Raw genomic sequence first — 26092 nt, 5'->3', positions numbered from 1 at the left:
GATCCGTTCGAAATGCGTGGCTTGCGTTCAATAACTTGATACAACCTGACAAATGCAGCGCAGGTTATGGATATACAAGGGAAAATGGCCTTGCATTCGGCGAATGTCTGCGCTTCAATGCGGCGCATGAGGGGTTACCTGAACAAACTGGGTGGATGGGCCGTCGTCGCAGTTCTGGCGGGTGTGTCGCTGTCGGCGGCGCAGGCGGCCGAGCTGAAAGGTGCCCGTGTCTGGGCGGGCCCGGACTACACCCGTGTGGTGCTCGATATCACCGATTCCCTGCAATACACCATCAGTCAGGCCAATGACCAGATCGTGGTGGATCTGCCAGGCAGTGAGGCAGCGCGGGGCTTTGCCGATCCCGTTGCCCAGGGGTTGTTGCGTGGCCTGAGCCATGCCCGAATCGGTGACCGGCTCCAGCTGACCGCGAAGGTCGCAGCGGGTAGCAGTCTGAAGAGTTTTGTACTGAAACCGGTCAATGGCACGGACTATCGGCTGGTGCTCGATCTTTATCCGGGCAACGGCAACCCCACGAAAGCGGTGGTCATGGTGAAGCCGGAGGTGCCTGCAAAGGCTGCTGAACCAGACACTGATGGTGGGCAGACAGATTCGTCCAGTTCGGTGCTGGCCGAGCCCCGGCGTCGCAGCAGTTCCTCGCACAGCAGCCGGGCGGTCACCGAGCAGGCGGCAGCCATGCTGAATGGCCAGCGTCAGGTGATCGTGGCGATCGACGCCGGTCATGGTGGCAAGGACCAGGGCGCGCATGGTCCCGATGGCACGCTGGAAAAGAACGTCACGCTTGCCGTGGCGCGCGACTTGGCGGCACAGATCAACAGTCAGCCGGGCATGAAGGCCGTGCTGACGCGCGACGGTGATTATTTCATTGACCTCAAACGGCGCTATGAGATCGCCCGCGAGAACAATGCCGATCTGTTCGTGGCGATCCACGCGGATTCCTTCACCAGCGATGACGCCAGGGGTTCGTCCGTTTGGGTACTGTCGCCGCGCGGCAAGACCAATGAAGCGGCGCGCTGGCTGGCTGATCGTGAAAACCGTGCCGACCTGATCGGTGGCACCACGCTTGACGACAAGGATGATGGACTGGCCAAGGTGCTGCTGGATCTGCAGCAGGGCTGGGCGATGCAGGCCAGCGAGGTGGTCGCCGGCAATGTGCTCAAGGCGTTGGGCCAGCTTGGTCCGACCCATCGCGGCTATGTCGAACGTGCCAACTTCGTGGTGCTGCGTTCGCCGGATGTACCGTCGATCCTGGTCGAGACGGCATTCATCAGCAATCCGGACGAAGAGCGCAAGCTGCGCGACCCGGCGCACCAGAAGCAACTGGCCGGGGCGGTGATGGATGGCGTGAAGAACTATTTCGAGTCCACGCCGCCGCCAGGCACCTGGTTTGCGGCACAGGCGGCGCGCCGCAACGGTATCCAGTTGGCGTCAGGCAAGTCAGGCAACGACGACGACAGTGGCACGCCAGCCAAGGCGACCGGAACCACGCTGGCCAGCAATCCCTCGTCCCCCGCGGATGCCGGTGTGCGCGACCTGCACCGGGTCGGCCGCGGTGAAAGCCTGCGCAGCATCGCTCGCCAATACGGCATCAGTGTCGGTGCGCTGAAGAATGCCAACCAGCTGAGTACGGATACCGTGCACGCCGGCACCATGCTGACCATTCCGGCGAGCTGATCGCGTTCGTTGGCGCAGTGCGCTTGGCGTTCGCTGCTAAAGTTCGCGGATGAACGTGATCCGTGTACTACCCCCCGAACTCATCAACCAGATCGCCGCCGGCGAAGTCATCGAACGGCCGTCGTCGGTGGTGAAAGAACTGGTCGAGAACAGCCTCGACGCCGGTGCCAGCCGCATCGAAGTGGATATCGAAGCCGGCGGTGCGCGATTGATCCGCGTGCGGGACGACGGCGACGGCATCCATGTCGACGAATTACCCCTCGCAGTGGCCTCGCACGCGACCAGCAAGATCGGCAGCTTCGACGACCTGGAACATGTCGCCAGCATGGGGTTTCGCGGCGAGGCACTGGCCTCGGTGTCGTCGGTATCGCGTTTCGCGCTGACCTCGCGGACACGCGGGCAGGATGCTGCGTTCCGCATCGAGGTCGACAGCGGCAAGCTTCAGGCAGCACGCCCGGCGCAGCATCCGCAAGGCACCAGCGTCGAAGTGCGCGACCTGTTCTACAACGTGCCGGCGCGGCGGAAATTCATGCGCGCCGAGCGCACCGAGTTCGCGCATATCGACGACCTGCTGAATTCGCTGGCGCTGGCGCGCGGGGCAGTGGAGTTCCGGCTCAGCCACAACGGCAAGCCGGTGCGCGTGTGGAAAGCTGCCCGCGATGAGCAGGCCGAGCTGCAGCGGGTGGCTGAGGTGCTGGGCGAGGAATTCCCGGCGCAGAGCCTGCGCATCGATCACGCCATGGCCGGCCTGCATCTGTCCGGCTGGGTCGGTTTGCCGACGGCGTCACGCGCGCAGGCCGACTCGCAGTATTTCTACGTCAACGGCCGGCTGGTGCGTGATCGCATCGTGGCTCACGCCGTGCGTCAGGCGTATGCCGATGTGTTGTTCCACGGCCGGCACGCCGCGTTCGTGCTGTATCTGGAACTCGATCCGGCTGGTGTGGACGTGAACGTGCATCCGGCCAAGCACGAAGTGCGTTTCCGCGAGCAGCGGCTGGTGCATGATTTCCTGTTCCGCACCCTGCATGAGGCGTTGGCGCAGACACGTGCGGGCCTGAACACGTTGCCGACAACCGAACCGGCACACGGTTCGCATGAGCCATACGTCGCCACGGCGCCTGCACCATCCAGCACGCCGGCGTGGTCCGGCCAGTTCAGCCAGAGTCGGCTGAGCTTGGGCGTGCGCGATGCGCCACTGGCCGGTTATGCCGCTCTGCTTGGTGAATCGCCGGGATCATCGGTGGCGCATGTGCCGATGCCGGCGACGGAAGAGGGCGAAACGCCGCCGCTCGGATTCGCGATCGCACAGCTGAAAAGCATCTTCGTGCTGGCCGAAAATGCGCACGGCCTGGTGCTGGTGGACATGCATGCGGCGCATGAGCGGATCACCTACGAGAAGCTGAAATCAGGTCGGGTTGGCAGCAACTTGCGTTCGCAGATGTTGTTGGTGCCGATGAGTGTCGCGGTCAGTGCGAAGGAGGCCGCGGCGGCCGAGGAACATGCGGAGGCGCTGGCCGAGTGGGGCCTGGAGCTGTCGCGCAGTGGTCCGGCGACGATCGTGGTACGACGGATTCCGGCGCTGCTGGAAGGCGCGGATGTCGGCCAGCTCAGCCGTGACGTGCTGTCCGAACTGGCCCAGCACGGCAGTTCGCGTCGTCTGCAGGAGCTGGAGAACGAGCTGCTCTCGACCATGGCCTGCCACGGTTCGGTGCGCGCCGGACGGCGCCTGACGATCCCCGAAATGAATGCCCTGTTGCGCGAGATGGAAGTGACCGAACGCTCCGGTCAATGCAACCACGGCCGCCCGACCTGGATTCAGCTGAGCGTGGCCGAACTCGACAAACTGTTCATGCGTGGTCGCTGACGACACGACTTGCCCTGTGAGCAAACGGACGGCCATACTCGGAGTTCCTGCCTCGCGCGGATCGCTGCCCATGTTGCGTCATGCCATTGTTGCCATTGCCCTGTTTTCCGGAGTTGTAGCCGTGCACGCTGAAACACCTGCCGCAACCCCTGTGGCGACCTACGAACAGCAGATCCAGCAATGGCGGAGCGGTCGTCTGGAACGGCTCACTGCGCCGAACGGCTGGCTGAGCCTGACCGGTCTGGAGTGGTTGAAAGAAGGTGACAACCATGTCGGCAGCGCGGCCAACAACGACATCGTACTGAAGGCGGGTCCGGCGCATCTCGGCACGGTGAAGTTGGCGAAGGATGGCTCCCTGCACATCGTGCTGGCCACAGGGAGTGCGGCCACGATCGACGGCAAGGCCGTGGCCGAAGCGGCGTTGATCGACGATGCACATGTCACCGGTGACGCGTCGCCGACCCTGGTGAGTTTCGGCGCGGCGAACTTCTACGTGATTGATCGTGACGGCCGCAAAGCGCTGCGCGTCAAGGACAGCGACGCGATCACGCGGAAAAATTTTCTCGGCATCGACTATTTTCCGATCGATCCGTCCTGGCACATCGTGGCCACCTGGGTGCCGTTCGACCCGCCGCACAAGCTGGAGATCGGTTCGGTGATCGGCACGATCGACAAGGTCGACGTGCCGGGCAAGGCAGTGTTCCAGCACGACGGCCACACCTACGAGCTGCTGCCGTATCAGGAGGAGCCTGGTGGCGATCTGTTCTTTGTGATCGCCGATCGCACTTCAGGCAAGGAGACCTATGGCGCCGCACGTTTCCTGTACGCCGCGTTGCCGAAGGATGGCAAGGTGATCCTTGACTTCAACGAGGCCTACAACCCACCGTGCGCGTTCACGCCGTTCGCCACCTGTCCGCTGGCGCCACCCGAGAACCGGCTCGATCTGCGCATCACGGCGGGCGAGAAGAAGTATCGCGGGGAGCACTGATCGCTGCGTCCCGCAGCGATCAGGTCAGATATGCAGCTCTGGCTCTGGCAGGTTCAGCGTCCCTTGAACTCCGCCTTGCGCTTTTCCAGGAACGCCGAGGTGCCCTCGCGCATGTCCTCGGTGGAGAACGCCAGCGCGAAACCCTGGGTCTCGAACTCCAGCCCCTGATCGATCGAGGTCTCGCCGCCCTGCAGTACGGCGTCGAGGATGCTGGCGGCGGCCAGTGGTGCGCTGGCCGCCAGCTGGTCAGCCAAGGTGTTCACGGCATCGTCCAGCGCTTCGGGCGCGACCACGCGAGTGATGATGCCCAGTTCGTACGCGCGTTGTGCATTGATCACGGCACCAGTAAGGCACAGCTCCAGCGCTGCGCCGCGACCGGCCAGGCGCAACAGCCGCTGGGTGCCGCCGAAGCCCGGGATCAGGCCGAGGTTGATCTCGGGCTGGCCGAATTTCGCTTTTTCGCCGGCCACGCGCAGGTGGCAGGCCATCGCCAGTTCCATGCCTCCGCCGAGGGCGAAGCCCTGGATGCGTGCGATCACCGGCTTGCCGAGGCGCTCGATCGAACTCATCAGGCGCTGTCCGGTACGTGAGAAACCTTGCGCCTGCACCGGCGTGTAGCCGTTCATCTCGGCAATGTCGGCACCGGCGACGAATGCCTTTTCGCCTGCGCCGGCCAGCACCACCACACGCACGGCATCGTCCTGCGCGGCCTGCGCAAAGGCGAGGGTCAGCTCGTTGAGGGTGTCGCGATTCAGCGCGTTGAGCTTGTCCGGTCGATTGACCGTGATAGTGCGCACCGCCCCGCGGTTGCTGGTTTCCAGGTTGCGATAGGCCATGAACGGCTCCTGATGGATGCAAGGGCGCGATGGTAGCAGCGGGAACCTTTGTCGCCAGCGGGTTTCTCAAGCCAGAAGCAGCGACCGCTGCACGAATCCCGCGAACCGCTTAGGATGAACCGTCTGAATTGCCAGTCGCGATAGAGAACGGCCCGATGGAGAAAGGCATGACATATCTGCGTTGCGTACTGCTCGGCACCTTGCTGCTGGGTGGGATGGCGCATGCGCAGAATCGCGCAGCAATGGCCAGCGCGCCTGTGAAGCTGGACAAGTCCAAGCTTTCTTATGCGATTGGCTACCAGATCGGCAGCCAGTTTGCCGATGGCCGACCGGATGTGGATGTTGCGGTCCTGATGCGTGCGATCCAGGATGCCTATGCCAAGCGACAGCCTACGGTACCTGTACCGGAAATGCATGAGCAGCTGCGCAGTCTCGAGCGGCAGATGCATGCGAATGCGCTGGCCGAATTCAAGCGGATTGCCGAAGCCAATGCACGCAAGAGCGCCGAGTTCATGGCGCGCAACGGACAACAGCCGGGCGTGGTGCAACTGCCCTCAGGCATCCAGTACGCGGTGCTGAGCAAGGGCACAGGCACGGTCAGCCCGACCGTGACCAGCAGGGTAGTGGTGAACTATCGCGGCATGCTGGTCGACGGTACCGAGTTTGACAGCACCTGGGCGCATGGCGCGCCGGTGAGTTTCGAGGTGGACGGAGTCATTTCCGGTTGGCGCGACGTGATCCCGCGCATGCATGTGGGGGATCGCTGGAAGGTGGTGATTCCGCCGCAACTGGCCTATGGCGAAGACGGCCAGCTTCCGCGGATTGGCCCGAACGAGGCGCTTGTATTCGAAATTCAGCTGCTCGAGATCAAGCCTGATTCGGCCAGGCCCTGAATCCTGCGGTGGTAACATGGCAGGGCATGCCGAACGATCCGAGCCCTGCCGAAACACCTCCACTAACCCCCTGCATCGGCATCTGCCGGCTGGATGAGCGCGGCTATTGCGTGGGTTGCTGGCGCACCGGCGAGGAAATCGGTCGCTGGCGCGTGATGAGTGATGCCGAGAGGCGTTATGTCATGCAGGTGATTCTGCCTGCCCGCGAGTTGTCATGATGGAGGCGCTCATCAAGGCGCTCCACCCGCTATCGGCACCACCGATGGCGCCAGGCTGGAACCATGCTGACATGACCGAACTGCTCGGCACCACGCAGCGTCAGCCGGCTGCCGTGCTGGTCGGTTTGCGCGAAGGCGTGCAGCCCAGGCTGGTACTCACCGTGCGGACCGACCACCTGCAGTCGCACGCCGGCCAGGTAGCATTTCCCGGTGGGCGCAGCGACCCCGCCGATGGCGGCGATGCACTGACCACGGCATTGCGCGAGAGCGAAGAGGAAATCGGCCTCGATCGTGCGCTGGTGACGCCGCTGGGTTACCTGGATTGTTTCGAGACGATCAGCGGCTATTGCATCACGCCGGTGGTGGCGCAGATTGCCGCCGGCGCACAGCTGTATCCGGCGCCGGATGAAGTGGCTGAAGTGTTCGAGGTGCCGCTGGCGTTCTTCCTGGAGCCGGCCAACCTGCGTCGCTATACGATGGAATTTCGCGGCCACCATCGACCGATGGTCGAGTTCATCCACGGTGGTCACCGCATCTGGGGCGCCACCGCCGCGATGCTGTTCAACCTGCTGCAGAGGATGGGTTGCGCATGACCAGGTACACCACGCTCATTGATGCTGCCAGCCTCGCGGCGCTGCCATCGCAGCAGGTGCTGATCGTCGATTGCCGTTTCGACCTGGCTGATCCTGACAAGGGTGCACGTGACTATCGGGACGGCCATATTCCGGGCGCGGTGTACGCCAGTCTCGATCACGATCTGTCCGATCTGTCGCGCCAGACTGAGGGTCTGGGTCGGCACCCGCTGCCATTGGAGCAGGCGTTCAGCGCGCTGTTGTCGCGCTGGGGCTGGCAGCCTGACCTGCAGGTGGTCTGCTATGACACGGCCGGCGGTGCGCTGGCTGCGGCACGATTGTGGTGGTTGTTGCGGTTGGTGGGTATGCGCCATGTTGCCGTGCTGGATGGCGGCTATGCCGCATGGTTGGCGGCGGGCCTGCCGGTCGAGTCCGGTGAGTCGGCCGCGCGGACTCCAAGTCAGGTGTCACTGGGCTTCGACGCGGGGCAGGTCTTGCTGGATCATGCCGCCGTGCGCGCTGGCGCCGCGGGCAAGTTGCTGGATGCACGTGCCGCACCGCGCTATCGCGGCGACGTCGAGCCGCTGGATCGGGTCGGTGGCCATGTACCTGGTGCCTTGAACAGGCCGTTTGCCGACAACCTGGGCAGCGACGGTCGCTTCAAGTCGGTCACCCAGCTGCATGACGAATTCGTTGCCGTGCTGGGTGCCACTGCAGCATCGCAAGTGGTACACATGTGTGGCTCCGGTGTCACCGCCTGCCACAACTTGCTGGCGATGGAGCATGCCGGGCTGCACGGTTCGCGGCTGTACGCACCGTCATGGAGCGGCTGGATCAGTGACCCGGCACGACCGGTGGCCAAGGGCTGACCCGGCACGCAACAACTGATCAGCTCTTGCTCTTGAGTCGCGCCACCAACTGATGCAGCACCGCCTGCGTCTGCGGATGGAAGAACGCCTCGACGAAATCATCCAGTGGCAGCTTGTCCGGATCGGCATATGCCACGGCCAAGTCGGCCCGCGCCAGCGTACGGGTAGCGAGCATGGCATGCGCTGGCAGCGTCAGCAGTTCACCCAGCCAGTGCCTGGCGCGTACGGCCACCTGGTCGACACCGGTGAGTTCGTCGACGAAGCCACATGCCAGGGCTTCGGCCGATTCGATCATGGCGCCCGCGACGAGCAACCGTTCGGCGCGATAGGTACCGACCACGCGGCGCAGCGCCAGCTGAATCGCTTCGGGCACGATCAACCCCACCTGCACCTCGTTCAGTCCGATCCGGTACGGGCCTTCGGCCATCACCCGGTAGTCGCAGAACAACGCCAGTACTGCTCCGCCAGCTGGGCTGTGGCCGCTGATGGCAGCCACCAGCGGGATCGGCGAACGAGCCAGAGTGGCGCAGAGTGCAAAGAATTCGCGCCAGTATTCGCGCACACCGGCGCGGTCGCGGCCGAGCAGGGCCGGCACGTCGACGCCGGCAGAGAACAATCCCTGCGCACCTGACAGCACGACGCCGCCCACGCCGTCGCGCACGCTGTCGTCGATCGCGGCCCGCAGAGCGAGCAGCAGCTCCAGGTTCAATGCGTTGACCGGCGGGCGGGCCAGCTGGATTTCGCGGATGTTTTCGTGGTTGGTCAGGTTGAGCATGATGTGGCTCCGGCTCGGTGATTCACGGCTGTGGGTTTTCGTCGGCAGTCCAGCGGTAGCGCACTGCGTAGTCCAGCACGGCTTTGCCGTTGGCTGGTATCTCGACGCGGAACTCCAGCGTGTCCAGCGTTTGCTGGCTGGGCTTGTTGCTGGATGACACCAGCGTCCACTGGCGCCAGCGATTGGGATGTTCGCGTACGGTCACAGTGCGGGTGCTGCCACCGGCATTGCTCAGGTTGATGTGGAACGCCTCGTCCAGTGTGCGCCCGTTCTTGTCAACGCTGAAGCTGGTGCGCGTGCGCTCGGCACGCAGGTCGAACGCGGTGCCCAGCGTGATGGTGGCGTCGCTGCCTTTCGGGGTGTCGTCGATGCGGCCTTCACCGATGAATTGCGCGGTGCCGTTGCGGTCGGCGGTGAGTACGCGCAGATAGCCGGCCGGCAGGCTGTCGAACGCCTGCAGTTTCAGGGTGCTGATGATGCTGCTGCCGCCACCGGGGTTGAAATCACGATTCAGCATCGGCTGCGGCGGCATCCACGCACTGCCGTTCTCGTACAGTGCGGTGCGCTCGCAATCCAGCGCGCGAGTGGCATACAGCGGTACCTGGCTGACGCTGCCATCGGGCAGGTCGACGGCAGCCGGCAGCGTGTAGCTGCGGTAATCGGCGAGGCCAGTCTGCTGCGGCAGTTCGGCGCTTTCGGCTTTGGCGTTGAAGCCGCGCGCCATCGCCATCATCGGCCGCGGTGCCGAAGCCTTGGCCATGTTCGGTTCGCCGGCGATCAGGGTGAGCTGCAGGTCATGCCAGTCTCGTCCGCTGCGGTTGGCGATACTGGCGCGTGATTCGAACTGCATGCGGCATGCGCCACCGGGTTGCAGCGTCGCCACATAGGCCGCGCGCCAGCCCAGACCCGAAGTGGGATAGCTGAGTACGGCACTGGTCTGGCCGGTGTGGGCAGCATCCACGCGCAGGCTCAGGCTGGAGCCGGCAGGGAAGTCGCCAGCGGAGGTGCGTACGGCTGCGTAGTGGTTGACCAGGGTGGTGTCGCCGCGGTCATTGCGTACCAGCAGGCCGTCACTGACGCGCAGCAAGTGGCCACTGGCCAGTGGCTGGCCATCATTGCCAAGTACATCCACGCTGCGACCGATCAGTCCGGTCAGCGCCGCGTTTTCACCCTGTGCCAACAGCAGACGTTGCGAGATCACCCTGGCATCACCGCCGGGGAAGCTGAGGGCGAGTGCCTCGGGGTCGAGAGAATCGGGCAGATCCCCGATCACCACGTCGTGAATGCCGGTGGTCAGATTGAGTGCACGCTGCTCGCGCGCTACCGCGTAACCCTCATCCACGCTGCCGTCGCCCTTGCTGGCATACAGCGCAGCACTGTCGCTGCGGTAGAGGGTGAGCGAGGTGGTGTCTGCCGCATGTGCCTGCGTCATACCAGCCAGGGCAGCGACACAGGCGATGGCGAGAGCGCTGGAGTGGTGTAATGCCGTCATCGGTCGAACTCCGTCGAAGGGCAGGAAGCCATCATAGCCATCCCACAGGCATGACGGGTGTCGATGCCGTCATATGCTTACGTCAATGCCACCGTCATTCGTTCACTGATTGCTCGTGGCCGACGCACGGATGCAAGCCGGAAGTGGCACTGGTTTGCCGGTGGCCGGATTCATCCACACCATGACCACGTGACCATCGCAATACAGCCGGTTGGTATTGGCGGTATCGACAATGCGATGGGCGATCGTGAGCGAGCTGTTGCCGAGACGTGCGCAGGACAGTTGCACCTCAAGCTGCGCCGGCCATTCGATCGGGCGGCGGTAATTCACCTCGCTGGCAGCCATCACCGGCATCGCCTGCTCGTCGAACCACGGTCCCGGCACGTGACTCAGCCATTGCAGGCGCGACTCTTCCAGGTAGGTGAGGTTATTTTGGCGTGTTGACGTGATTGAACGCGTCAAGGTCGCGCCAGCGCACGCCGATCGATGCGACGTGCAGCAGCGTACCGAGAGTTGTCTGCGACTGCCCATCGACGGAAGCGATCGAATCCGCCGCAGGTGCATCGACAATCTTGGAGGATGACTTGCGGGGACTCATGAACGCTTTTTCCGTGGCACAGGCCTGTGCTTGTCGGCGGAGGCAATATGCTTGGTCGCCGCCTTGACCCGCTTTTCGGCCTCCGGGGCGCGGGCAGCCTTGCCTGCCTTGGTGACCTTCAGATGCGGAGCGAGGAAATGGCCGGTATGCGAACCTGCCGTGGCGGCCACGGTTTCCGGTGTGCCCGAAACCAGGATGCGGCCGCCACCGGCACCGCCTTCCGGGCCGAGATCGACGATCCAGTCGGCGGTCTTGATCACGTCGAGGTTGTGCTCGATCACTACGACCGTATTGCCCTGGTCGACCAGCTGGTGCAGCACATCGAGCAGCTGTTCGATGTCGTGGAAGTGCAGGCCGGTGGTCGGCTCGTCGAGGATGTAGAGCGTGCGACCGGTATCGCGCTTGGACAGCTCCTTGGACAGCTTCACGCGCTGCGCCTCGCCGCCGGACAGCGTGGTCGCGCTCTGGCCAAGCTTGATGTAGTCCAGGCCTACCGCGCGCAGCGTATCGAGCTTGCGCGCGATCGTTGGCACGTTCTCGAACAGCTTCAGCGCATCCTCCACCGTCATGTCGAGCACGTCGGCAATCGTGTGGCCCTTGTAGTGGATCTCCAGGGTTTCGCGGTTGTAGCGCTTGCCGTGGCAGAGGTCGCAGGGCACGTAGACGTCGGGCAGGAAATGCATCTCCACCTTGATCATGCCGTCGCCCTCGCAGGCCTCGCAGCGGCCGCCGCGCACGTTGAAGCTGAAGCGGCCCGGCGTGTAGCCGCGCGAACGCGCCTCCGGCACCTGCGCATACATTTCGCGCAGCGGGGTGAACAGGCCGGTGTAGGTGGCGGGGTTGGAGCGAGGGGTACGGCCGATCGGCGATTGGTCGATGTCGACCACCTTGTCGAACAGGTCCATGCCCTTGACCGACTTGTACGCGGCCGGCTGTGTGCTGGCGCCGTTCAATTCGGTGGCGGCGAGGCGAAACAAGGTGTCGTTGACCAGGGTCGACTTGCCGGAGCCGGAGACGCCGGTGACACAGGTGAATAGCCTGGCCGGGATTGCCAGGTCGACGTTCTTCAGGTTGTTGCCGCTGGCGCCTTTCAGATGCAGCCACGAATCGGCGTCGCTCGGTTGGCGTCGCTCGGTCGGCACTTCGATCGCGCGCTTGCCGGAGAGGAACTGGCCTGTGATCGAACGCGGCGCAGCGAGGATGTCCTTCACCGTGCCCTGCGCGACGATTTCACCGCCATGCACGCCGGCACCGGGGCCGATGTCGAGCACATGGTCGGCCATGCGGATCGCATCCTCGTCGTGCTCGACCACGATCACCGTGTTGCCGAGGTCGCGCAGACGAGTCAGGGTGCCGAGCAGGCGTTCGTTGTCGCGCTGGTGCAGACCGATCGAGGGTTCGTCCAGCACGTACATTACGCCGACCAGACCTGCACCGATCTGCGAAGCCAGGCGGATGCGTTGCGCCTCGCCGCCGGACAGTGAATCGGCCTGCCGGTCCAGGGTGAGGTAGTTCAAGCCCACATCGTTGAGGAAGCTCAGCCGCTCGCGAATTTCCTTGACGATCTTCACTGCGATCTCGCCGCGCCAGCCAGTAAGCTTCAAGGTGTCGAAGAACGCCAGCGCGTCGTCGATCGAGCGATGGGTGAGCGAGGGTAGTGCGTGGTCGGCGACGAACACATTGCGTGCCGAGCGGTTTAACCGCTGGCCATCGCAGGTCGGGCAGGGCTGGTCGCTGATGTACTTCGCCAGCTCCTCGCGCACCGCCGGCGATTCGGTTTCCTTGTAGCGCCGTTCCAGGTTCGGCAGGATGCCTTCGAACGCGTGCTCGCGGGTGACCTTGCCGCCGCGCTCGGTGATGTAGCGGAACGCGATCTTGTCCTTGCCGCTGCCATGCAGCACGGCCTTCTGGACGTCTGCTGGAAGCTTCTGCCACGGTGTGTCGACGTCGAAACCGTAATGCGCCGCCAGCGACAGGATCAGCTGGAAGTAGTGCGCATTGCGCCGGTCCCATCCGCGCACGGCGCCGCCGGACAGCGGCAGCTCCGGATGGCCGACCACGCGCGAGGCATCGAATACCTGGGTCACGCCAAGACCATCGCATGAAGGGCAGGCGCCCACCGGCGAGTTGAACGAGAACAGGCGTGGCTCCAGCTCCGGCAGCGAGTAATCGCATACGGGGCAGGAGTAACGCGAGGACAGCAGCTGTTCCGGAGCCTTCGCGTCATCCATGTCGACCACGATCACCAGCCCGTCGCCGAGTCGCAGCGCAGTCTCGAACGATTCGGCCAGCCGCTGCTTGATGTCGTCGCGCGGACGGAAACGATCGATCACCACCTCGATGGTGTGCTTCTGGCGCAGCGTCAGCGGCGGCACGGCGTCGAGATCGAACACGGTGCCGTCGACACGCGCACGCACGAAACCCTGCGCACGCAGCTGGTCGAAGACCTGCACATGCTCGCCCTTGCGCTCGCGGATCACTGGCGCCAGCAGCATGAAACGCTTTTCCGGATCCAGCGCCAGCGTGGCGTCGACCATCTGGGTCACCGTCTGTGCCTCCAGCGGAATCCCGTGGTCCGGGCAACGCGGCGTACCGACGCGGGCGTACAGCAGGCGCAGGTAGTCGTACACCTCGGTGATCGTGCCCACGGTGGAACGCGGGTTGTGCGAGGTGGATTTCTGCTCGATCGAGATCGCAGGCGACAAACCCTCGATATGATCGACGTCGGGTTTCTCCATCATCGACAGGAACTGTCGCGCATACGCCGAGAGCGACTCGACATAGCGGCGCTGGCCCTCGGCATAGATCGTGTCGAACGCCAGCGAGGACTTGCCTGAGCCGGACAGGCCGGTGATCACGATCAGCCGGTCGCGCGGCAGGTCGAGGTCGATGTTCTTGAGGTTGTGCGTGCGCGCGCCGCGGATGCGTATGGTGTCCATGACGCCATGATGTGGGGGGGAACCTTTACTATACCAAGGAGTTTGGATAGTTCATGGATGAACCGTGATCGCCGGGTGCAATCGCCGCTTTCCCTTGTCGCAACGGCTATGGCTAAATGACGGTTCGGGCCATGGCGGCCATGACCACCGGGGACGAAAGGAGATTGTCATGCGTAAATGGATCGGGGTTGCAGCGGGCTTGCTGCTGGCTTGTGGTTCGATGGGCCCGGCTATGGCTGCGCAGCCAAGTGAGCAGCAGGTACGCCAGTTGTTCGAGGTGATGCACTTGGCCCAGACCTATGGCCAGATGAACTCCCAGATGGCTGGAGTGATGGCGCAAGCAGTGCCCTGTGTATCGGCCTCGTATTGGCAGAATTTCATCGATACCAGCGGTGCACAGCAGTTGCTGAGCCGCATGGTGCCAATCTATCAGAGCCATTTCACTGCCGAGGACATTGCAGGGTTGCTGAAGTTTTACCAGTCGCCATTGGGTCAGAAAGTGGTCATGCAGATGCCGCTGACGGTGGCCGAGAGTGCAAAAATCGGTCAACAATGGATGCGTGAACGAGGTCAAGTCATGATCAAGAGCCTGCAGCAGAAGGGCACTCTGGACGCCAATGGACGCTGCCCTGCCACTCCGGCAGCCACCCCGCCGGCACCAGTGGCGAAGCCGGCGCACTAGCTGCTGATGCCTTCCGGCGGGATTGTGAGCTGGTCAGTATTTGACCAGTGCAAAGGATGGTCGCTATAATCTGCGGTTCGCCAACCACGTTCAAGGTCTGGCGATACCCAAGAGAATAACGACAGAAGGGCATTCCCATGAGTTACGCAGTCATCAAGACCGGTGGCAAGCAGTACCGTGTCATGCAGGGCGACGTCCTGCGTGTGGAGCTGTTGACCGCCGAAGAAGGCGCCAGCGTGAGCTTTGACCAGGTGTTGCTGGTCGGTTCCGGCGAGTCGGTCACCGTTGGTGCACCGATCGTGGCAGGCGCCACCGTCAGCGCCACCGTGCGCAAGCACGGCCGTGCCGACAAGATCCGCATCATCAAATTCCGCCGCCGCAAGCATTACAAGCGTCAGCAGGGTCACCGTCAGCATTTCACCGAAATCGAGATCACAGGCATCAACGCCTGAGCACTGGAGCATTGAGTCATGGCACATAAAAAAGGCGTAGGTTCCAGCCGCAACGGTCGCGATTCGAACCCGAAATACCTGGGCGTGAAGATCTACGGTGGCCAGGCAATCGAAGCCGGCAACATCATCGTGCGTCAGCGCGGCACCCAGTTCCATCCGGGTACCGGCGTGGGTCTGGGTCGTGACCACACGCTGTTCGCGCTGGTCGACGGTACCGTCCAGTTTGCAGTTCGCGGCGACAAGAATCGCCGTTTCGTCGACGTCGTGCAGGCGTAAGCCTTTCGCGATGCGATAGCGAAGGCCCCGCTTCGGCGGGGCTTTTGTTTTGTGAAGGAACCACTCGGTTATTCTTCTTCAGTTATTCCAGAGCGCCGGATCCACACCATGAAATTTGTCGACGAAGCCAATATCAAGATCCAGGCTGGCGATGGCGGCAATGGCTGCATCAGCTTCCGCCGCGAGAAATTCATCCCGTTCGGTGGCCCGGATGGCGGTGATGGCGGCTTTGGCGGCTCGGTCTGGCTGGTCGCCGACGAAGGCCTCAATACCCTGGTCGATTTCCGCCATCAGCGCAGCTTCAAGGCGCAGCGCGGACAGAACGGCATGGGTAGCCAGATGTACGGCAAAGGTGGCGAAGACACCATCGTTCGCGTACCGGTCGGCACCATGGTCACCAACGTCGATACCGACGAGGTGATCGGTGATCTCACTGGCCACGGCCAGCGCATGCTGGTCGCGCAGGGCGGCAAGGGCGGCTTGGGCAACATTCATTTCAAGACCTCGGTGAACCGTGCGCCACGCAAGGCTACGCCGGGTACGCCGGGCGAGGCGCGCGAGCTGAAGCTCGAGCTGCGATTGCTCGCCGATGTGGGACTGCTCGGGTTTCCGAATGCCGGCAAATCCACCTTCATCCGCGCGGTTTCCGCGGCCACCCCACGGGTAGCGGATTATCCGTTCACCACCCTGGTTCCGAATCTGGGCGTGGTCAGCCTGGGTACCGACCAGAGTTTCGTGATCGCCGACATTCCCGGCCTGATCGAGGGTGCCTCCGAGGGCGCCGGTCTGGGTATCCAGTTTCTACGCCATGTGGCGCGCACCAGCCTGCTGTTGCACCTGGTCGATATCGCACCGATCGACGGTTCCGACGTGGCCGCGCAAGTACGCGCGATCGAGCTGGAGCTGGAGAAATTCAATCCGGAGTTGCTCGAACGCCCGCGCTGGCTGGTGCTGAACAAGGCCGACATGCTGGCCGAGGATGAGCGCGCTGCGACCGCAGAGAAGGTCATTGCCGAACTCGGCTGGACCCAGCCGTGGTTCCTGGTTTCGGCGATTGCCCGCGAGAACACCATGGCGGTGTGCCAGCAAGTGCAGCGGTTCTTCGAGTCGCAGCGCGAAGCCAGCGTCGAGCGAGTCGAAATGCTGCCTGGCGATGTGCGGCTGCGTGGCCAGGATCCGCAAGCCTGAAGCAGGGTTGCGGTGAGAGGATTCACCGCAACCTCATGCCAGCCTACATGCGGAACACGCCGTAACGTTGCGGCTCGATCGGCGTGTTGAGCGACGCGGAGATCGCCAGGCCCAATACGCGGCGAGTGTCGACCGGATCAATGATGCCGTCGTCCCATAGTCGCGCGCTGGCGTAATACGGATGACCCTGGCGTTCGTACTGATCGCGGATCGGCGCCTTGAAGGCCTCTTCTTCTTCCGCGCTCCACGTCTTGCCAGCGGCTTCGATACCGTCGCGCTTCACCGTGGCCAGCACCGACGAGGCCTGCTCGCCGCCCATCACGCTGATCCGCGCGTTCGGCCACATCCACAGGAAGCGCGCACCGTAGGCACGCCCGCACATCGCGTAGTTGCCGGCGCCGAAACTGCCGCCGATCACCACGGTGAACTTCGGTACGTGCGAACAGGCCACGGCGGTGACCATCTTCGCGCCGTCCTTGGCGATGCCGGCCTGCTCGTACTTCTTGCCGACCATGAAGCCGGTGATGTTCTGCAGGAACACCAGCGGCACGTTGCGCTGGTTGCACAGCTCGATGAAGTGCGCGCCCTTGAGCGCGCTCTCGGCGAACAGGATGCCGTTGTTGGCGATGATGCCTACCGGGTAGCCATGGATATGCGCGAAGCCGGTGACCAGGGTCTTGCCGTAGCGCGCCTTGAATTCATGGAACTCCGAGCCGTCGACGATGCGCGCGATCACTTCGCGGATATCGAATGGGCGACGCGTGTCCTGCGGGATCACGCCGTAAAGCTCCTCGGCCGGATACTTAGGCTCGACCGGCGTACGCAGCGCCAGCGGCATGTCCTTCTTGCGGTTGAGGCTGGCCACGATATCGCGTGCGATGCTGAGTGCATGCGCATCGTTCTCGGCGTAATGGTCAGCCACGCCGGAGATGGAGGTGTGCACATCCGCGCCACCCAATGTCTCCGCATCCACCACTTCGCCGGTAGCGGCCTTCACCAGCGGCGGGCCGCCGAGGAAGATCGTGCCCTGTTCACGCACGATGATCGTCTCGTCGCTCATGGCCGGTACGTAGGCCCCGCCGGCCGTGCAAGAACCCATCACCACCGCGATCTGCGGGATGCCGAGGCCCGACATGCGTGCCTGGTTGTAGAAGATGCGGCCAAAGTGCTCCTTGTCCGGAAACACCTCGTCCTGCAGCGGCAGGAAGGCGCCGCCGGAGTCGACCAGATAGACGCAGGGCAGGCGGTTCTCCAGTGCCACTTCCTGCGCACGCAGGTGCTTCTTTACGGTGATCGGGAAATAAGTGCCACCCTTGACCGTGGCGTCGTTGGCCACCACCACCACCTCGATGCCATTGACCCGGCCAATGCCGGTGATCAGGCCGGCAGCCGGTGCTGCATCGTCGTACATGCCATGTGCGGCCAGTGCGGACAGTTCCAGGAACGGCGAGCCCGGATCGAGCAGGGCACGGATGCGTTCGCGCGGCAGCAGCTTGCCGCGTGCGGTGTGCTTCTCGCGGGCCTTGGCGCCACCACCTTCCGCACTGCGGATCAATTCACGCTGCAGGTCGTCGACCATGCTGCGTAGCTGCGCACTGCTGGCCTGGAAGTCGGGCGAGCGCGGGTCGATCTGCGAAACGATGGCACTCATGGGCAGCTCTGCAGGCATGAACAAACCACCGATGATAGCGGCGGACATTGGAGATCCGAAATATCGGTGTGGCTTTGCTCCGGACGAAAAAAAACCGGCCGCAGATCGCGGCCGGTTTGGTTTCTCTAGGAAGCCTGACGGGATCAGTGACCCGCGCTGGCAGCCTTTGCAGCGCTAGCGGCATCTTTCGCAGCATCGGCAGCCTTGCCGGCGGCGTCAGCAGCGTTGTTGGCGGCGCTCTTCATGCTGTCAGCAGCACTCGGAGCGGTGCCGGCGGCAGCCGGAGCAGCGGCGGTCGAGGCCGGAGCAGCAGCCGTCGAAGCCGGAGCAGCAGCAGGGGTTGCAGCGGTCGTAGCCGCAGCAGCCTGCTGAGCCGTATCAGCAGCCTGCTGAGCGGTATCAGCCGACTTCTGGGCGTCCTGCGCGGAATCCTGCGCGCCGTTGCTGCAAGCCGCCAGCAACGCGACGAGCGCGGAGGCGAGAAGGGTACGCGTAAACTTCATGGTGGATCTCCTATGCCGTGGAATGCCATTTGGCCGTGTATTAATAACGCTTTCGTGGAAATTGCGCCACTTCTTTATGGTAACGCCGCGGTACCCATGACAAGCCGGTTTAACCGGCTGTCATGATAGACGCAGGAAGGGACGTGCGTCATAGACGCATCAGCCGATGCATTCCACCGCGATCGCCGTGGCTTCACCGCCGCCGATGCACAGACTGGCCACGCCGCGCTTGAGGCCACGCGTCTTGAGGGCATTGAGCAGGGTCACCACCAGGCGGGCGCCGCTGGCGCCGATCGGGTGTCCCAGCGCACACGCTCCGCCATTGACGTTGAGCTTGTCGTGCGCAATGCCGAGCTCCTTCATCGGTGTCATCGCGACCACGGCGAATGCCTCGTTGATCTCGAACAGGTCGACATCGCCAACCTTCCAGCCGGCCTTGTCCAGCACTTTCTGGATGGCACCGACCGGAGCAGTGGTGAACCACTGCGGCTCCTGCGCATGGGTGGCGTGGGCGACGATGCGAGCCAAGGGCTGCAGGCCGCGTTTGTTTGCATCATCTGCCGACAGCAGTATCAGTGCGGCAGCGCCGTCGGAGATGCTGGACGAGCTGGCCGCGGTGATGGTGCCGTTCTCCTTGCGGAACGCCGGCTTCAACGTCGGGATTTTGGCGATGTCGGAACGACCGGGTTGTTCGTCGGTGTCCACCTGTACATCACCCTTGCGGCCGCTCACGGTGACGGGAACGATTTCACCCGCGAATGCACCATTCTGCTGAGCAGCTTGCGCGCGCTTGACCGATTCGATCGCGAACGCATCCTGATCTTCGCGGGTGAAGTGATACTTGTCGGCACAGAGCTCACCGAACACACCCATCGACTTGCCATCGTACGGATTGGTGAGGCCGTCCCACGCCATGTGATCGACCAGCTGGCCGTCGCCGTAACGGATGCCGGTACGTGCATTGACCATGTGTGGCGCGTTGGTCATCGACTCCATGCCGCCGGCCACCACGATGGTCGCCGAGCCAGCCTTGATCAGGTCGTGACCCAGCATGATGGCCTTCATGCCCGAACCGCACACCTTGTTGATCGTGGTGCAACCGACACTGGCCGGCAGGTCGGCTGCCAGTGCCGCCTGGCGTGCCGGTGCCTGGCCCAGGTTGGCAGGCAGCACGCAGCCCATGATCACTTCGCTGACATCGGCGGGCACTACGCCGGACTGCTCCAGTGCGGCACGGATCGCTGTGGCGCCCAGCTTTGGCGTAGGCACGCCGGTGAACTGGCCGAGGAAGGAGCCGATGGCTGTGCGCTTGGCACCGGCAATGACGACGCTGACATCCGACATGGGGGTCTCCGCAAGATCAAGAATTCAAGTAGCGAAAAAGGCGCAAGCGCCCGGCAAATATCCGCCTGATTATCGCAGCCGGCCACGAAGCACGGCAAACCGGGATGGAAACGAGGCAGGGCAACGTCTGCGCCGCGTATTGTTGCGATGGTGTTGTGCGAAACTGGCGGGAACAGGGCCTCACCGGCGTCAGGCGCCACGGTGGGCTTCGCGGGGTAGTCGGCGCTGGGGTGAGGTTGCCAATGAAGCCGCATGCGGATACGGGCGTGCATGAGCTGCACTGTCGCGAACTGGTGTTGTTGATCGGCGTCGCGTTGAGCCTCGGTGGATGCGGCGGAGGGGGCAGCAGCAACGTCAAGCCGACACCTTCCGCGCCGGCACCGCCGTCGTCGTCGAGCGTGCCGCAGCCGCCGCTCGACGCGCAGCTTTCGATCACCCATACCTATGTCGCACACAACCAGGGCTATACCGGCGCTGGCGTAATCATCGGCGTGGTCGATACCGGCATCATGGCCAGCAATCCGGCGCTGGCCGGACGGGTGCTGAAGGAGTTGACCTATGTGGATCCGAGCACGAACAACCTGAGCATCGATGACGTTGTCGGCCACGGTACCTGGGTGTCGGAAATCGCCGCGGGCGCACCGTTCGGCCAGTTCCCGGGAGGCATTGCGCCGGGGGCCGACCTGGTGTCGGCGCGGATCATCGCCGACAACGCTGGCGACGACAACGGTTCCACGCCACCGACGCAGGTCACTTCGGCCGATCCGCTGCCCCAGGTCAGCGCGGATCTGATCGCGAATGGCGCCAAGGTGATGAACAACTCATGGGGTGGCATCACCTGGAGCTCCACCGATACAGCCACCACCCAACTCTTCGATGCGGCCTACAGCACTTACATCAATTCCTGGGGCGGCCTGGTGGTGTTTGCTGCAGGCAACGACTCGCAAGCCAATCCCAGCACGATTGCCGCGCTGCCCAGTCTTGCGCCGGATCTGGCGAAAGGCTGGCTGACCGTGGTGGCGGTCAACAGCAACAACCCGACCCAACTGGAGAGTTATTCCGACAAGTGCGGCATTGCGATGAATTACTGCCTGGCGGCGCCGGGCGACGTGATTGTCCTGGACAAGGACACCCTCGCCAGCACCACCAACCCGACCTATTACATCGTGGAGGGCACGTCACTCGCGGCGCCGCAGGTATCCGGTGCGGCAGCACTGGTGTGGCAGGCCTACCCGTATTTCACCAATGACCTGGTGCGCCAGACCCTGCTCGGTACCGCCGACCCCCTTGGTGGTTCGCAACCGAATCCGACCTTCGGCTATGGCGAGCTGGATGTCGGCAAGGCGGTGAACGGTCCCGAGCAATTCAACTGGGGTGATGTCACGGTCAGTTTCAGCGGCAACTCCAACTGGAACAACCCGATCTCCGGCGCCGGTGGGTTGATCAAGCAGGGCACCGGCACGCTCAACCTGACCCAGCCATCGAGCTATGCCGGTCTGACCCAGGTGCAGGGTGGCACGCTCACCGCCGTTTCGCTGGCCTCAAGTGTGAGCATCAGCGCCGGCGCCACGCTGAGCGGCACCCAGACTGTCGGCGGCAGCGTGACCAATGCCGGTGTGCTGGGTATCAGCGGCAGCAATGTCAACGTCGCAGGCAACTATGTGCAGCAGGGCAACGGCCGGCTGGCGGTGTCGCTGGGTTCGGCGCTGAATGTCGCCGGCACGGCCAGCCTGAGCGGCGGTGATCTGTACGTGACCGGCACCAATCCGGGCTATGTGGTCAGCTCGCATACCAATGTGCTGACCGCCGACGGAGGTCTCACCGGCACGTTCACGGCATTGAACACGGCATCCAATGTGATGCTGACCTCCACGCTCAATTACGACGCCAACGATGCGTGGCTCGATGTGCAGCAGGTGAATGTCACCGCGATACAGGGCGCGAGTTACACGGCGGCCTCCTACGGCGCCGCGCAGCGCGTGCAGAGCGCGTTCGGTCAGCTCGACAGCCAGCTCACGCAGGGCACGCTGACGACGACTTCCAAGGCAGTCGCCAGCGGTTTCTTCGCGGGCGCAGCGAGCCTGCAGCAATCGGCCACGCTGGCTGCCGCGCAGAATTCGCTCAGCAGCCTTTCGGGGCAGTTGCATGCGGCCAGTGCGGCGATGACGTTCGAGGCTATCGATGCAGGCACCGAGGCACTGTCCAGTCGTTTCGACCAGTTGCTCGACGCACCCGCGCCGGGTGGCTGGACCCAGCACCTGGGCGCCCAGGGCAGCATGTCGCGCAGTGGCTATAGCGATGTCGGCTACGACCTGAGTGGCATCATGGTCGGCGCGGACAGCCGCTTCGGGGTGAATGGTGTGATGGGTTATGCCGTGAGCCAAACCCAGGGCCTGGGCCGGCTTGCCGAAAGTGCCGATCAGGGCTACAGCCACGCACTGGAAGGGATGCTCTACGGTGGTGTAGTCGACGGCAACTGGTACACGATGGGGCGTTTCGGCATCGGCAGCTATCGCGAGAACATGCAGCGCGAACTCGAGCTCGGCAATGATTTTTCCAGGGTGTTCAGCGACAGCAACGGCCACTACGGTCTGGCCTATGGCGAGAGCGGGTATCGCCTCACGCTGGGCGGCACGCAGCTGACTCCTTACGTGAACCTCCAGTACGCGCAGATCCAGAGTGACGGCTTCAACGAGGGTGGTGCGGATGGCTTCGGCCTGATGTCCGATGTGCAGAACATCGAACGCTGGCAGGCTGGCGTGGGTATGCGTGCCATGCATCGCTGGTCGCTCGATGGTGGCACCACCTTGACGTGGCAGACCCGGCTGCTGTGGCAGCGGGCGCTCGCCATGCACGGCGAGATACCGGACGCCAGCTTCACCGGGCTGACGCAATGGGCGCCGGTGGGCGGTATCGGCCTGTCACGCTACGGCGGCGTAGCCGCGACTTCGCTCAACTGGAGTTTCTCGCCGACATCCAGCCTGCAACTGGATGTCGAAAAGGACTACGACCAGTACCAGGATGGAAACATGGCCATGGTCAGTTACAAGCTGACGTTCTGATCGCGAGATGTTGTCGACGGCTGCGCAGGGGATGCGGGGTGGCAGTCAGCCATCCTTGCCATCCACGCGCGCGAGTGTCACACCAGCATGACCTGCACGCCGGCGGCACGCAGGATTTCGACCGTCTCGGCAGGCGCACTGCTGTCGCTGATCACCATGTGCAGGTTCTGTACGGGTGTGATCACCGACAGGCTGCGCTGGCCCAGCTTGCTGGCATCGAGCACGGCGATGGTCTGCCGTGAGACGCGGATCATCAGCGCATTCAGCGCCGCCTCGAGCGGATCCGGCGTGGTCACGCCCACTTCGGGATCGAGTCCGTCGACGCCGAGGAACAGCCGGTCGGCGGAGAGCTTCGCCAGTGCCTGCTCGGCATCTGGCCCCACCAGCGAATACGAGGTCTGTCGCAACAGGCCACCGAGCATCATCACGCGAATCTGCGGCAAGCCGGACAATTCCATCGCGATGTTCAGCGCATTGGTGATCACGGTCAGCGATTCGAATTTCATCTGGCGGATCTGCCGGGCGATCTCCACCGTGGTCGAGCCGGAGTCGAGGATGATCGTCTCGCCATCCTGGATCATCTTCGACGCGGCCTGACCGATGCGCAGCTTCTGCGCATGCCAGCGGGTCTCCTTGATATTGAGCGGCGTGTCATTCGTGGCCGCTGAAACCGGCAACGCACCGCCATGCGAACGGGCGATCGCCGAACTGCGCGCGAGCGCTTCCAGGTCGCCGCGGATCGTCACGGTGGATGTGTTGAAGCGCGTCGCCAGTTCTTCCACCGTGGCGCGGCCCTGTTGTTCCACCAGTTCGACGATCAGGCGGCGGCGTTCTTCAACCAGCAGTCGGCGCGAAACGATGGGGGCTTGGGTCATGAGTCGATATGCAGGAGTCGGGCGGCATTGTCATGGTATATCTTGCGAAGAATCGTGTCCGACAATCCCAGCCCATAGATCGACCAGCGGCCCTGTGGCGGCGATGGCGCCGGTGCGTAATCGAAGTATTCGTCTTCGGTTTCCAGAAAGCGGTAATAGATCTCGTACAGCTCGTCGCCGAACAGCTGCTGCGGCACGTCGTCGCCATACGGCGACGGCACGGCGTCGGTGCCGAAAAGGATGCGGTCCTGGTAGCGGTCGAAGAAGCGTTGCGCGATGCGCGGCTGGCGGCCCAGCTCGCCGACGCGGGCGCTGATGTCGATCACGGTATTCGGGAAACGGTCCAGGCAGGCTGCGACGGCTGTCAGGTTCTCGGCGTTGTTGCCCACGTGCAGCAGCGCGAAGGTGGTCTTCGGGTGGCGCGCGATCAGGCGGTCGCGCGCAGCGAGCAGCTCCGCATTGCTGGGAAACTCCGGACCGTAGAACGACCAGTCCGGATGGTTGGCCAGTTCCTCGTAGCGCTCATTGGTCGCGTCGGTGGGCAGGAAGAACGCCTCCGGATCCGACACATGCAGGAACACGGGCATGTCGTGCGCTGCACATGCCTCCCACATCGGATCAAAGCGACGGTCATCCACCGCCACCAACGGACCTTCGTCGATCCGCTCGCGCAGATACAGCCCCAGCGTCTTCAGCAGTTTCAGCCCACGCGCGCCGACACGTTTGGCATGCGCGATCGCGTCACCCTGCAACTGCGCGTAGTTCGGCTCGGGGAAGTGTTCGTAGGACGGTTCGGTCAAGGTGAGGAAACGCCCCGGCGCAGCCTTGTCGAAGCTGCGGATGCTCTTTTCCAGCCCGGCACCGACGCCACCGGTGAGGTTCACCAGGGTGCGCACGCCTTTGCGGTCCATCACAGGCAGCAAGTCTTCGGGCTGGGCGAACAGGGTGACCTCTTCGCCGACCGAGATGCCGTTGCGCACGTTGCTGGACCAGGTCAGGTGCGCGTGCACGTCGATCACCGGGAAGCGCGGCCGTTCGATGTGCGTCTTCGGCACATGCAGCATGCTGCGCGGCTGGAAGTCCTTCAGGCGCAGCCCGCTCTTGCCGGCATCCGGCTGGGTCTGCAGCGGGTTTTTGCTGCTTTCGATGCGAACCGTGCCAGCTCCTGTGGGGGGCGCGCAGCAGAGGCAGGATTTTTGGTGGGTCATGGCGTCGTCTCGGTTTTCTTCCTCTCCCCTCTGGGGAGAGGATTGAGGTGAGGGGCGGGTGCTCGCGAAAACCCTAGATCAAAGCACTTTTCGATGAGAGCTTTCGCCATATCGGCCCCTCACCCCAGCCCTCTCCCCAAAGGAGAGAGGGGGAAGTCAGCGCGGATATTTCGCCATGATGTCATGCACCTGCCGCGTCAGCGCCACCGCCTGATCAAACGGCCGCAGCCACATGTTGCGGCCGAACATCACGCCGTTGGCGCCGGACTGCATGTAGAACTCGACCTTGCGCAGCACCGCCGCGTCGTCGTCGTTCTTCTCGCCGCCGGAGAACAGCACCATTGTGCGGCCGGCCGAACGCACCACGCGGGCGCAACGGGCGCCAGCATCTTCCTGCAGCTTGTCGTAGGGCGCCGGCACATTGGCCACGCTGTCGTTGGGCTCGTGCAGCTTGACGATGTCGGCGCCCAGCTCCAGCGCGACGCGGGCAGCGTAATCCTGCGCGTACAGCGTGTTGGTGCCGCCCTTGGCATTGACGGCGCTGCCACGCGGATATGCCCACATGACCAGCGGCATGCCGTAGCGCTCGCAATCCTGGCGCACCTTCTCGAACTGACGGAACTCGTCATGCTGGCGCGGCGAACCCACATACATGGTGTAGCCGACTGCGTCGGCACCGAGGCGCACGGCATCCTCGACCGAGGCAAACAGCGGCGAGGTGGCCTCGGCGTCGCTGGCGATATTGGTCTTGCCGTTGAGCTTGAGGATCAGCGGCACCTGGCCGCAGTACTCGGCCATGTACTTCTCGGCCAGGCCAATGCCCAGCGCGATGGCAGAAAAGCCCCCGGCCGCGGCGAGCTCAAACTGGTAGCCCGGATCGACGGCCGGTGGGTGGGGAAAGAAATCGGTGGGACCATGCTCCAGTCCCTGATCCAGCGGCAGCACCAGCAAGCTGCCGTTGCGCGGGCCGTGGCCGTACAGCAACCGCCACAGGCGGGTGCGCTTGCCGTGGGACAGGGCGAGCCGGGAAAGTTGGCTGCCAGTGTTCGAAACCTCTTGCAAGCTTTGTTTCATTTCGAATACTCTCGGTTCAGAAGCTACATGCTTTCATATTC

The 26092-nt window shown here is 63.7% G+C and carries 20 protein-coding genes and 2 pseudogenes; 11 read left to right on the top strand and 11 right to left on the bottom strand.

Annotated features, from left to right (window positions below):
• Positions 1–126: 126 nt before the first annotated feature.
• From B0E51_RS11695 to B0E51_RS11685, 3 genes are all read left to right on the top strand, one after another.
• Entirely contained in the window at positions 127–1692 is a 1566-nt protein-coding gene (locus B0E51_RS11695; RefSeq protein ID WP_077445090.1) for an N-acetylmuramoyl-L-alanine amidase, read from the top strand.
• A gap of 49 nt (positions 1693–1741) precedes the next feature.
• Positions 1742–3556, top strand: a complete 1815-nt coding sequence (mutL, locus tag B0E51_RS11690) for a DNA mismatch repair endonuclease MutL (protein ID WP_077445089.1) — start codon at positions 1742–1744, stop codon at positions 3554–3556.
• A 70-nt stretch (positions 3557–3626) separates the two neighbouring features.
• Positions 3627–4544 (top strand): DUF1684 domain-containing protein, encoded by a 918-nt coding sequence (locus B0E51_RS11685; protein WP_077445088.1) that lies wholly within the window; start codon positions 3627–3629, stop codon positions 4542–4544.
• A gap of 53 nt (positions 4545–4597) precedes the next feature.
• Here the strand turns inward: B0E51_RS11685 and B0E51_RS11680 are convergent, their stop codons facing one another.
• Entirely contained in the window at positions 4598–5380 is a 783-nt protein-coding gene (locus tag B0E51_RS11680) for an enoyl-CoA hydratase-related protein (RefSeq protein WP_077445087.1), read from the bottom strand.
• Positions 5381–5547: 167 nt separating this feature from the next.
• Between B0E51_RS11680 and B0E51_RS11675 the strand changes: the two genes are divergently transcribed.
• From B0E51_RS11675 to B0E51_RS11665, 3 genes and pseudogenes are all read left to right on the top strand, one after another.
• Entirely contained in the window at positions 5548–6273 is a 726-nt protein-coding gene (locus tag B0E51_RS11675; RefSeq protein ID WP_077445261.1) for an FKBP-type peptidyl-prolyl cis-trans isomerase, read from the top strand.
• Positions 6274–6299: 26 nt separating this feature from the next.
• Positions 6300–7084, top strand: a pseudogene (locus tag B0E51_RS11670) (DUF1289 domain-containing protein).
• Complete coding sequence (locus B0E51_RS11665) at positions 7081–7932, top strand: sulfurtransferase (protein ID WP_077445086.1); 852 nt, start codon at positions 7081–7083, stop codon at positions 7930–7932. The pseudogene B0E51_RS11670 and the gene B0E51_RS11665 overlap by 4 nt, the downstream one beginning before the upstream one ends.
• 19 nt (positions 7933–7951) lie before the next feature.
• On the opposite strand, the gene B0E51_RS11660 is transcribed toward B0E51_RS11665, so the two are convergent.
• The 4 genes and pseudogenes from B0E51_RS11660 to uvrA form a co-directional block, all read right to left on the bottom strand.
• Complete coding sequence (locus B0E51_RS11660; protein WP_077445085.1) at positions 7952–8707, bottom strand: enoyl-CoA hydratase/isomerase family protein; 756 nt, start codon at positions 8705–8707, stop codon at positions 7952–7954.
• Between the two features lie 22 nt (positions 8708–8729).
• Positions 8730–10199 (bottom strand): DUF4139 domain-containing protein, encoded by a 1470-nt coding sequence (locus B0E51_RS11655; RefSeq protein ID WP_077445084.1) that lies wholly within the window; start codon positions 10197–10199, stop codon positions 8730–8732.
• 102 nt (positions 10200–10301) lie between these two features.
• A pseudogene (locus B0E51_RS11650) lies at positions 10302–10797 on the bottom strand (thioesterase family protein).
• Positions 10794–13736 (bottom strand): excinuclease ABC subunit UvrA, encoded by a 2943-nt coding sequence (uvrA, locus tag B0E51_RS11645; RefSeq protein ID WP_077445083.1) that lies wholly within the window; start codon positions 13734–13736, stop codon positions 10794–10796. The pseudogene B0E51_RS11650 and the gene uvrA overlap by 4 nt, the downstream one beginning before the upstream one ends.
• A gap of 169 nt (positions 13737–13905) precedes the next feature.
• Between uvrA and B0E51_RS11640 the strand changes: the two genes are divergently transcribed.
• The 4 genes from B0E51_RS11640 to cgtA all read left to right on the top strand — a co-directional run bounded on the left by B0E51_RS11640 (position 13906) and on the right by cgtA (position 16334).
• Positions 13906–14418, top strand: coding sequence for a DUF2059 domain-containing protein (locus tag B0E51_RS11640; protein ID WP_077445082.1), 513 nt, complete (start codon positions 13906–13908; stop codon positions 14416–14418).
• A 137-nt stretch (positions 14419–14555) separates the two neighbouring features.
• Entirely contained in the window at positions 14556–14870 is a 315-nt protein-coding gene (rplU, locus tag B0E51_RS11635) for a 50S ribosomal protein L21 (protein WP_077445081.1), read from the top strand.
• Positions 14871–14888: 18 nt separating this feature from the next.
• Complete coding sequence (gene rpmA / locus B0E51_RS11630; protein ID WP_077442453.1) at positions 14889–15146, top strand: 50S ribosomal protein L27; 258 nt, start codon at positions 14889–14891, stop codon at positions 15144–15146.
• Positions 15147–15254: 108 nt separating this feature from the next.
• Positions 15255–16334, top strand: coding sequence for an Obg family GTPase CgtA (gene cgtA, locus B0E51_RS11625; protein ID WP_077445080.1), 1080 nt, complete (start codon positions 15255–15257; stop codon positions 16332–16334).
• A 43-nt stretch (positions 16335–16377) separates the two neighbouring features.
• Here cgtA and B0E51_RS11620 read toward each other — a convergent pair whose 3' ends face one another.
• The 3 genes from B0E51_RS11620 to B0E51_RS11610 form a co-directional block, all read right to left on the bottom strand.
• Positions 16378–17985 (bottom strand): carboxyl transferase domain-containing protein, encoded by a 1608-nt coding sequence (locus B0E51_RS11620; protein ID WP_077445260.1) that lies wholly within the window; start codon positions 17983–17985, stop codon positions 16378–16380.
• 143 nt (positions 17986–18128) lie between these two features.
• A complete protein-coding gene (locus tag B0E51_RS11615) occupies positions 18129–18488 on the bottom strand; it encodes a hypothetical protein (RefSeq protein ID WP_077445079.1) in 360 nt (119 codons plus the stop codon).
• Between the two features lie 159 nt (positions 18489–18647).
• Entirely contained in the window at positions 18648–19832 is a 1185-nt protein-coding gene (locus tag B0E51_RS11610; RefSeq protein ID WP_077445078.1) for an acetyl-CoA C-acyltransferase, read from the bottom strand.
• A gap of 242 nt (positions 19833–20074) precedes the next feature.
• Between B0E51_RS11610 and B0E51_RS11605 the strand changes: the two genes are divergently transcribed.
• Positions 20075–22894, top strand: a complete 2820-nt coding sequence (locus tag B0E51_RS11605; RefSeq protein ID WP_077445077.1) for an autotransporter serine protease — start codon at positions 20075–20077, stop codon at positions 22892–22894.
• A gap of 77 nt (positions 22895–22971) precedes the next feature.
• Here B0E51_RS11605 and agaR read toward each other — a convergent pair whose 3' ends face one another.
• From agaR to B0E51_RS11590, 3 genes are all read right to left on the bottom strand, one after another.
• The gene (gene agaR / locus B0E51_RS11600; RefSeq protein ID WP_077445076.1) at positions 22972–23769 is read right to left on the bottom strand and encodes a transcriptional repressor AgaR; all 798 of its coding nucleotides are present in this window, start codon (positions 23767–23769) and stop codon (positions 22972–22974) included.
• Positions 23766–24977, bottom strand: a complete 1212-nt coding sequence (locus tag B0E51_RS11595; protein WP_077445075.1) for an amidohydrolase family protein — start codon at positions 24975–24977, stop codon at positions 23766–23768. Before B0E51_RS11595 ends, agaR begins: the two co-directional genes overlap by 4 nt.
• Positions 24978–25133: 156 nt before the next feature.
• A complete protein-coding gene (locus tag B0E51_RS11590; RefSeq protein WP_254424509.1) occupies positions 25134–26039 on the bottom strand; it encodes a fructose-bisphosphate aldolase in 906 nt (301 codons plus the stop codon).
• Positions 26040–26092: the final 53 nt, after the last annotated feature.

It is taken from the genome of Rhodanobacter sp. C05 (assembly GCF_002001165.1).
In the GTDB taxonomy this organism is placed as follows: Bacteria; Pseudomonadota; Gammaproteobacteria; order Xanthomonadales; family Rhodanobacteraceae; genus Rhodanobacter.
The sequence above is the reverse complement of the archived record's forward strand: the minus strand, read 5'-3'. Positions and strand labels throughout refer to the sequence as shown.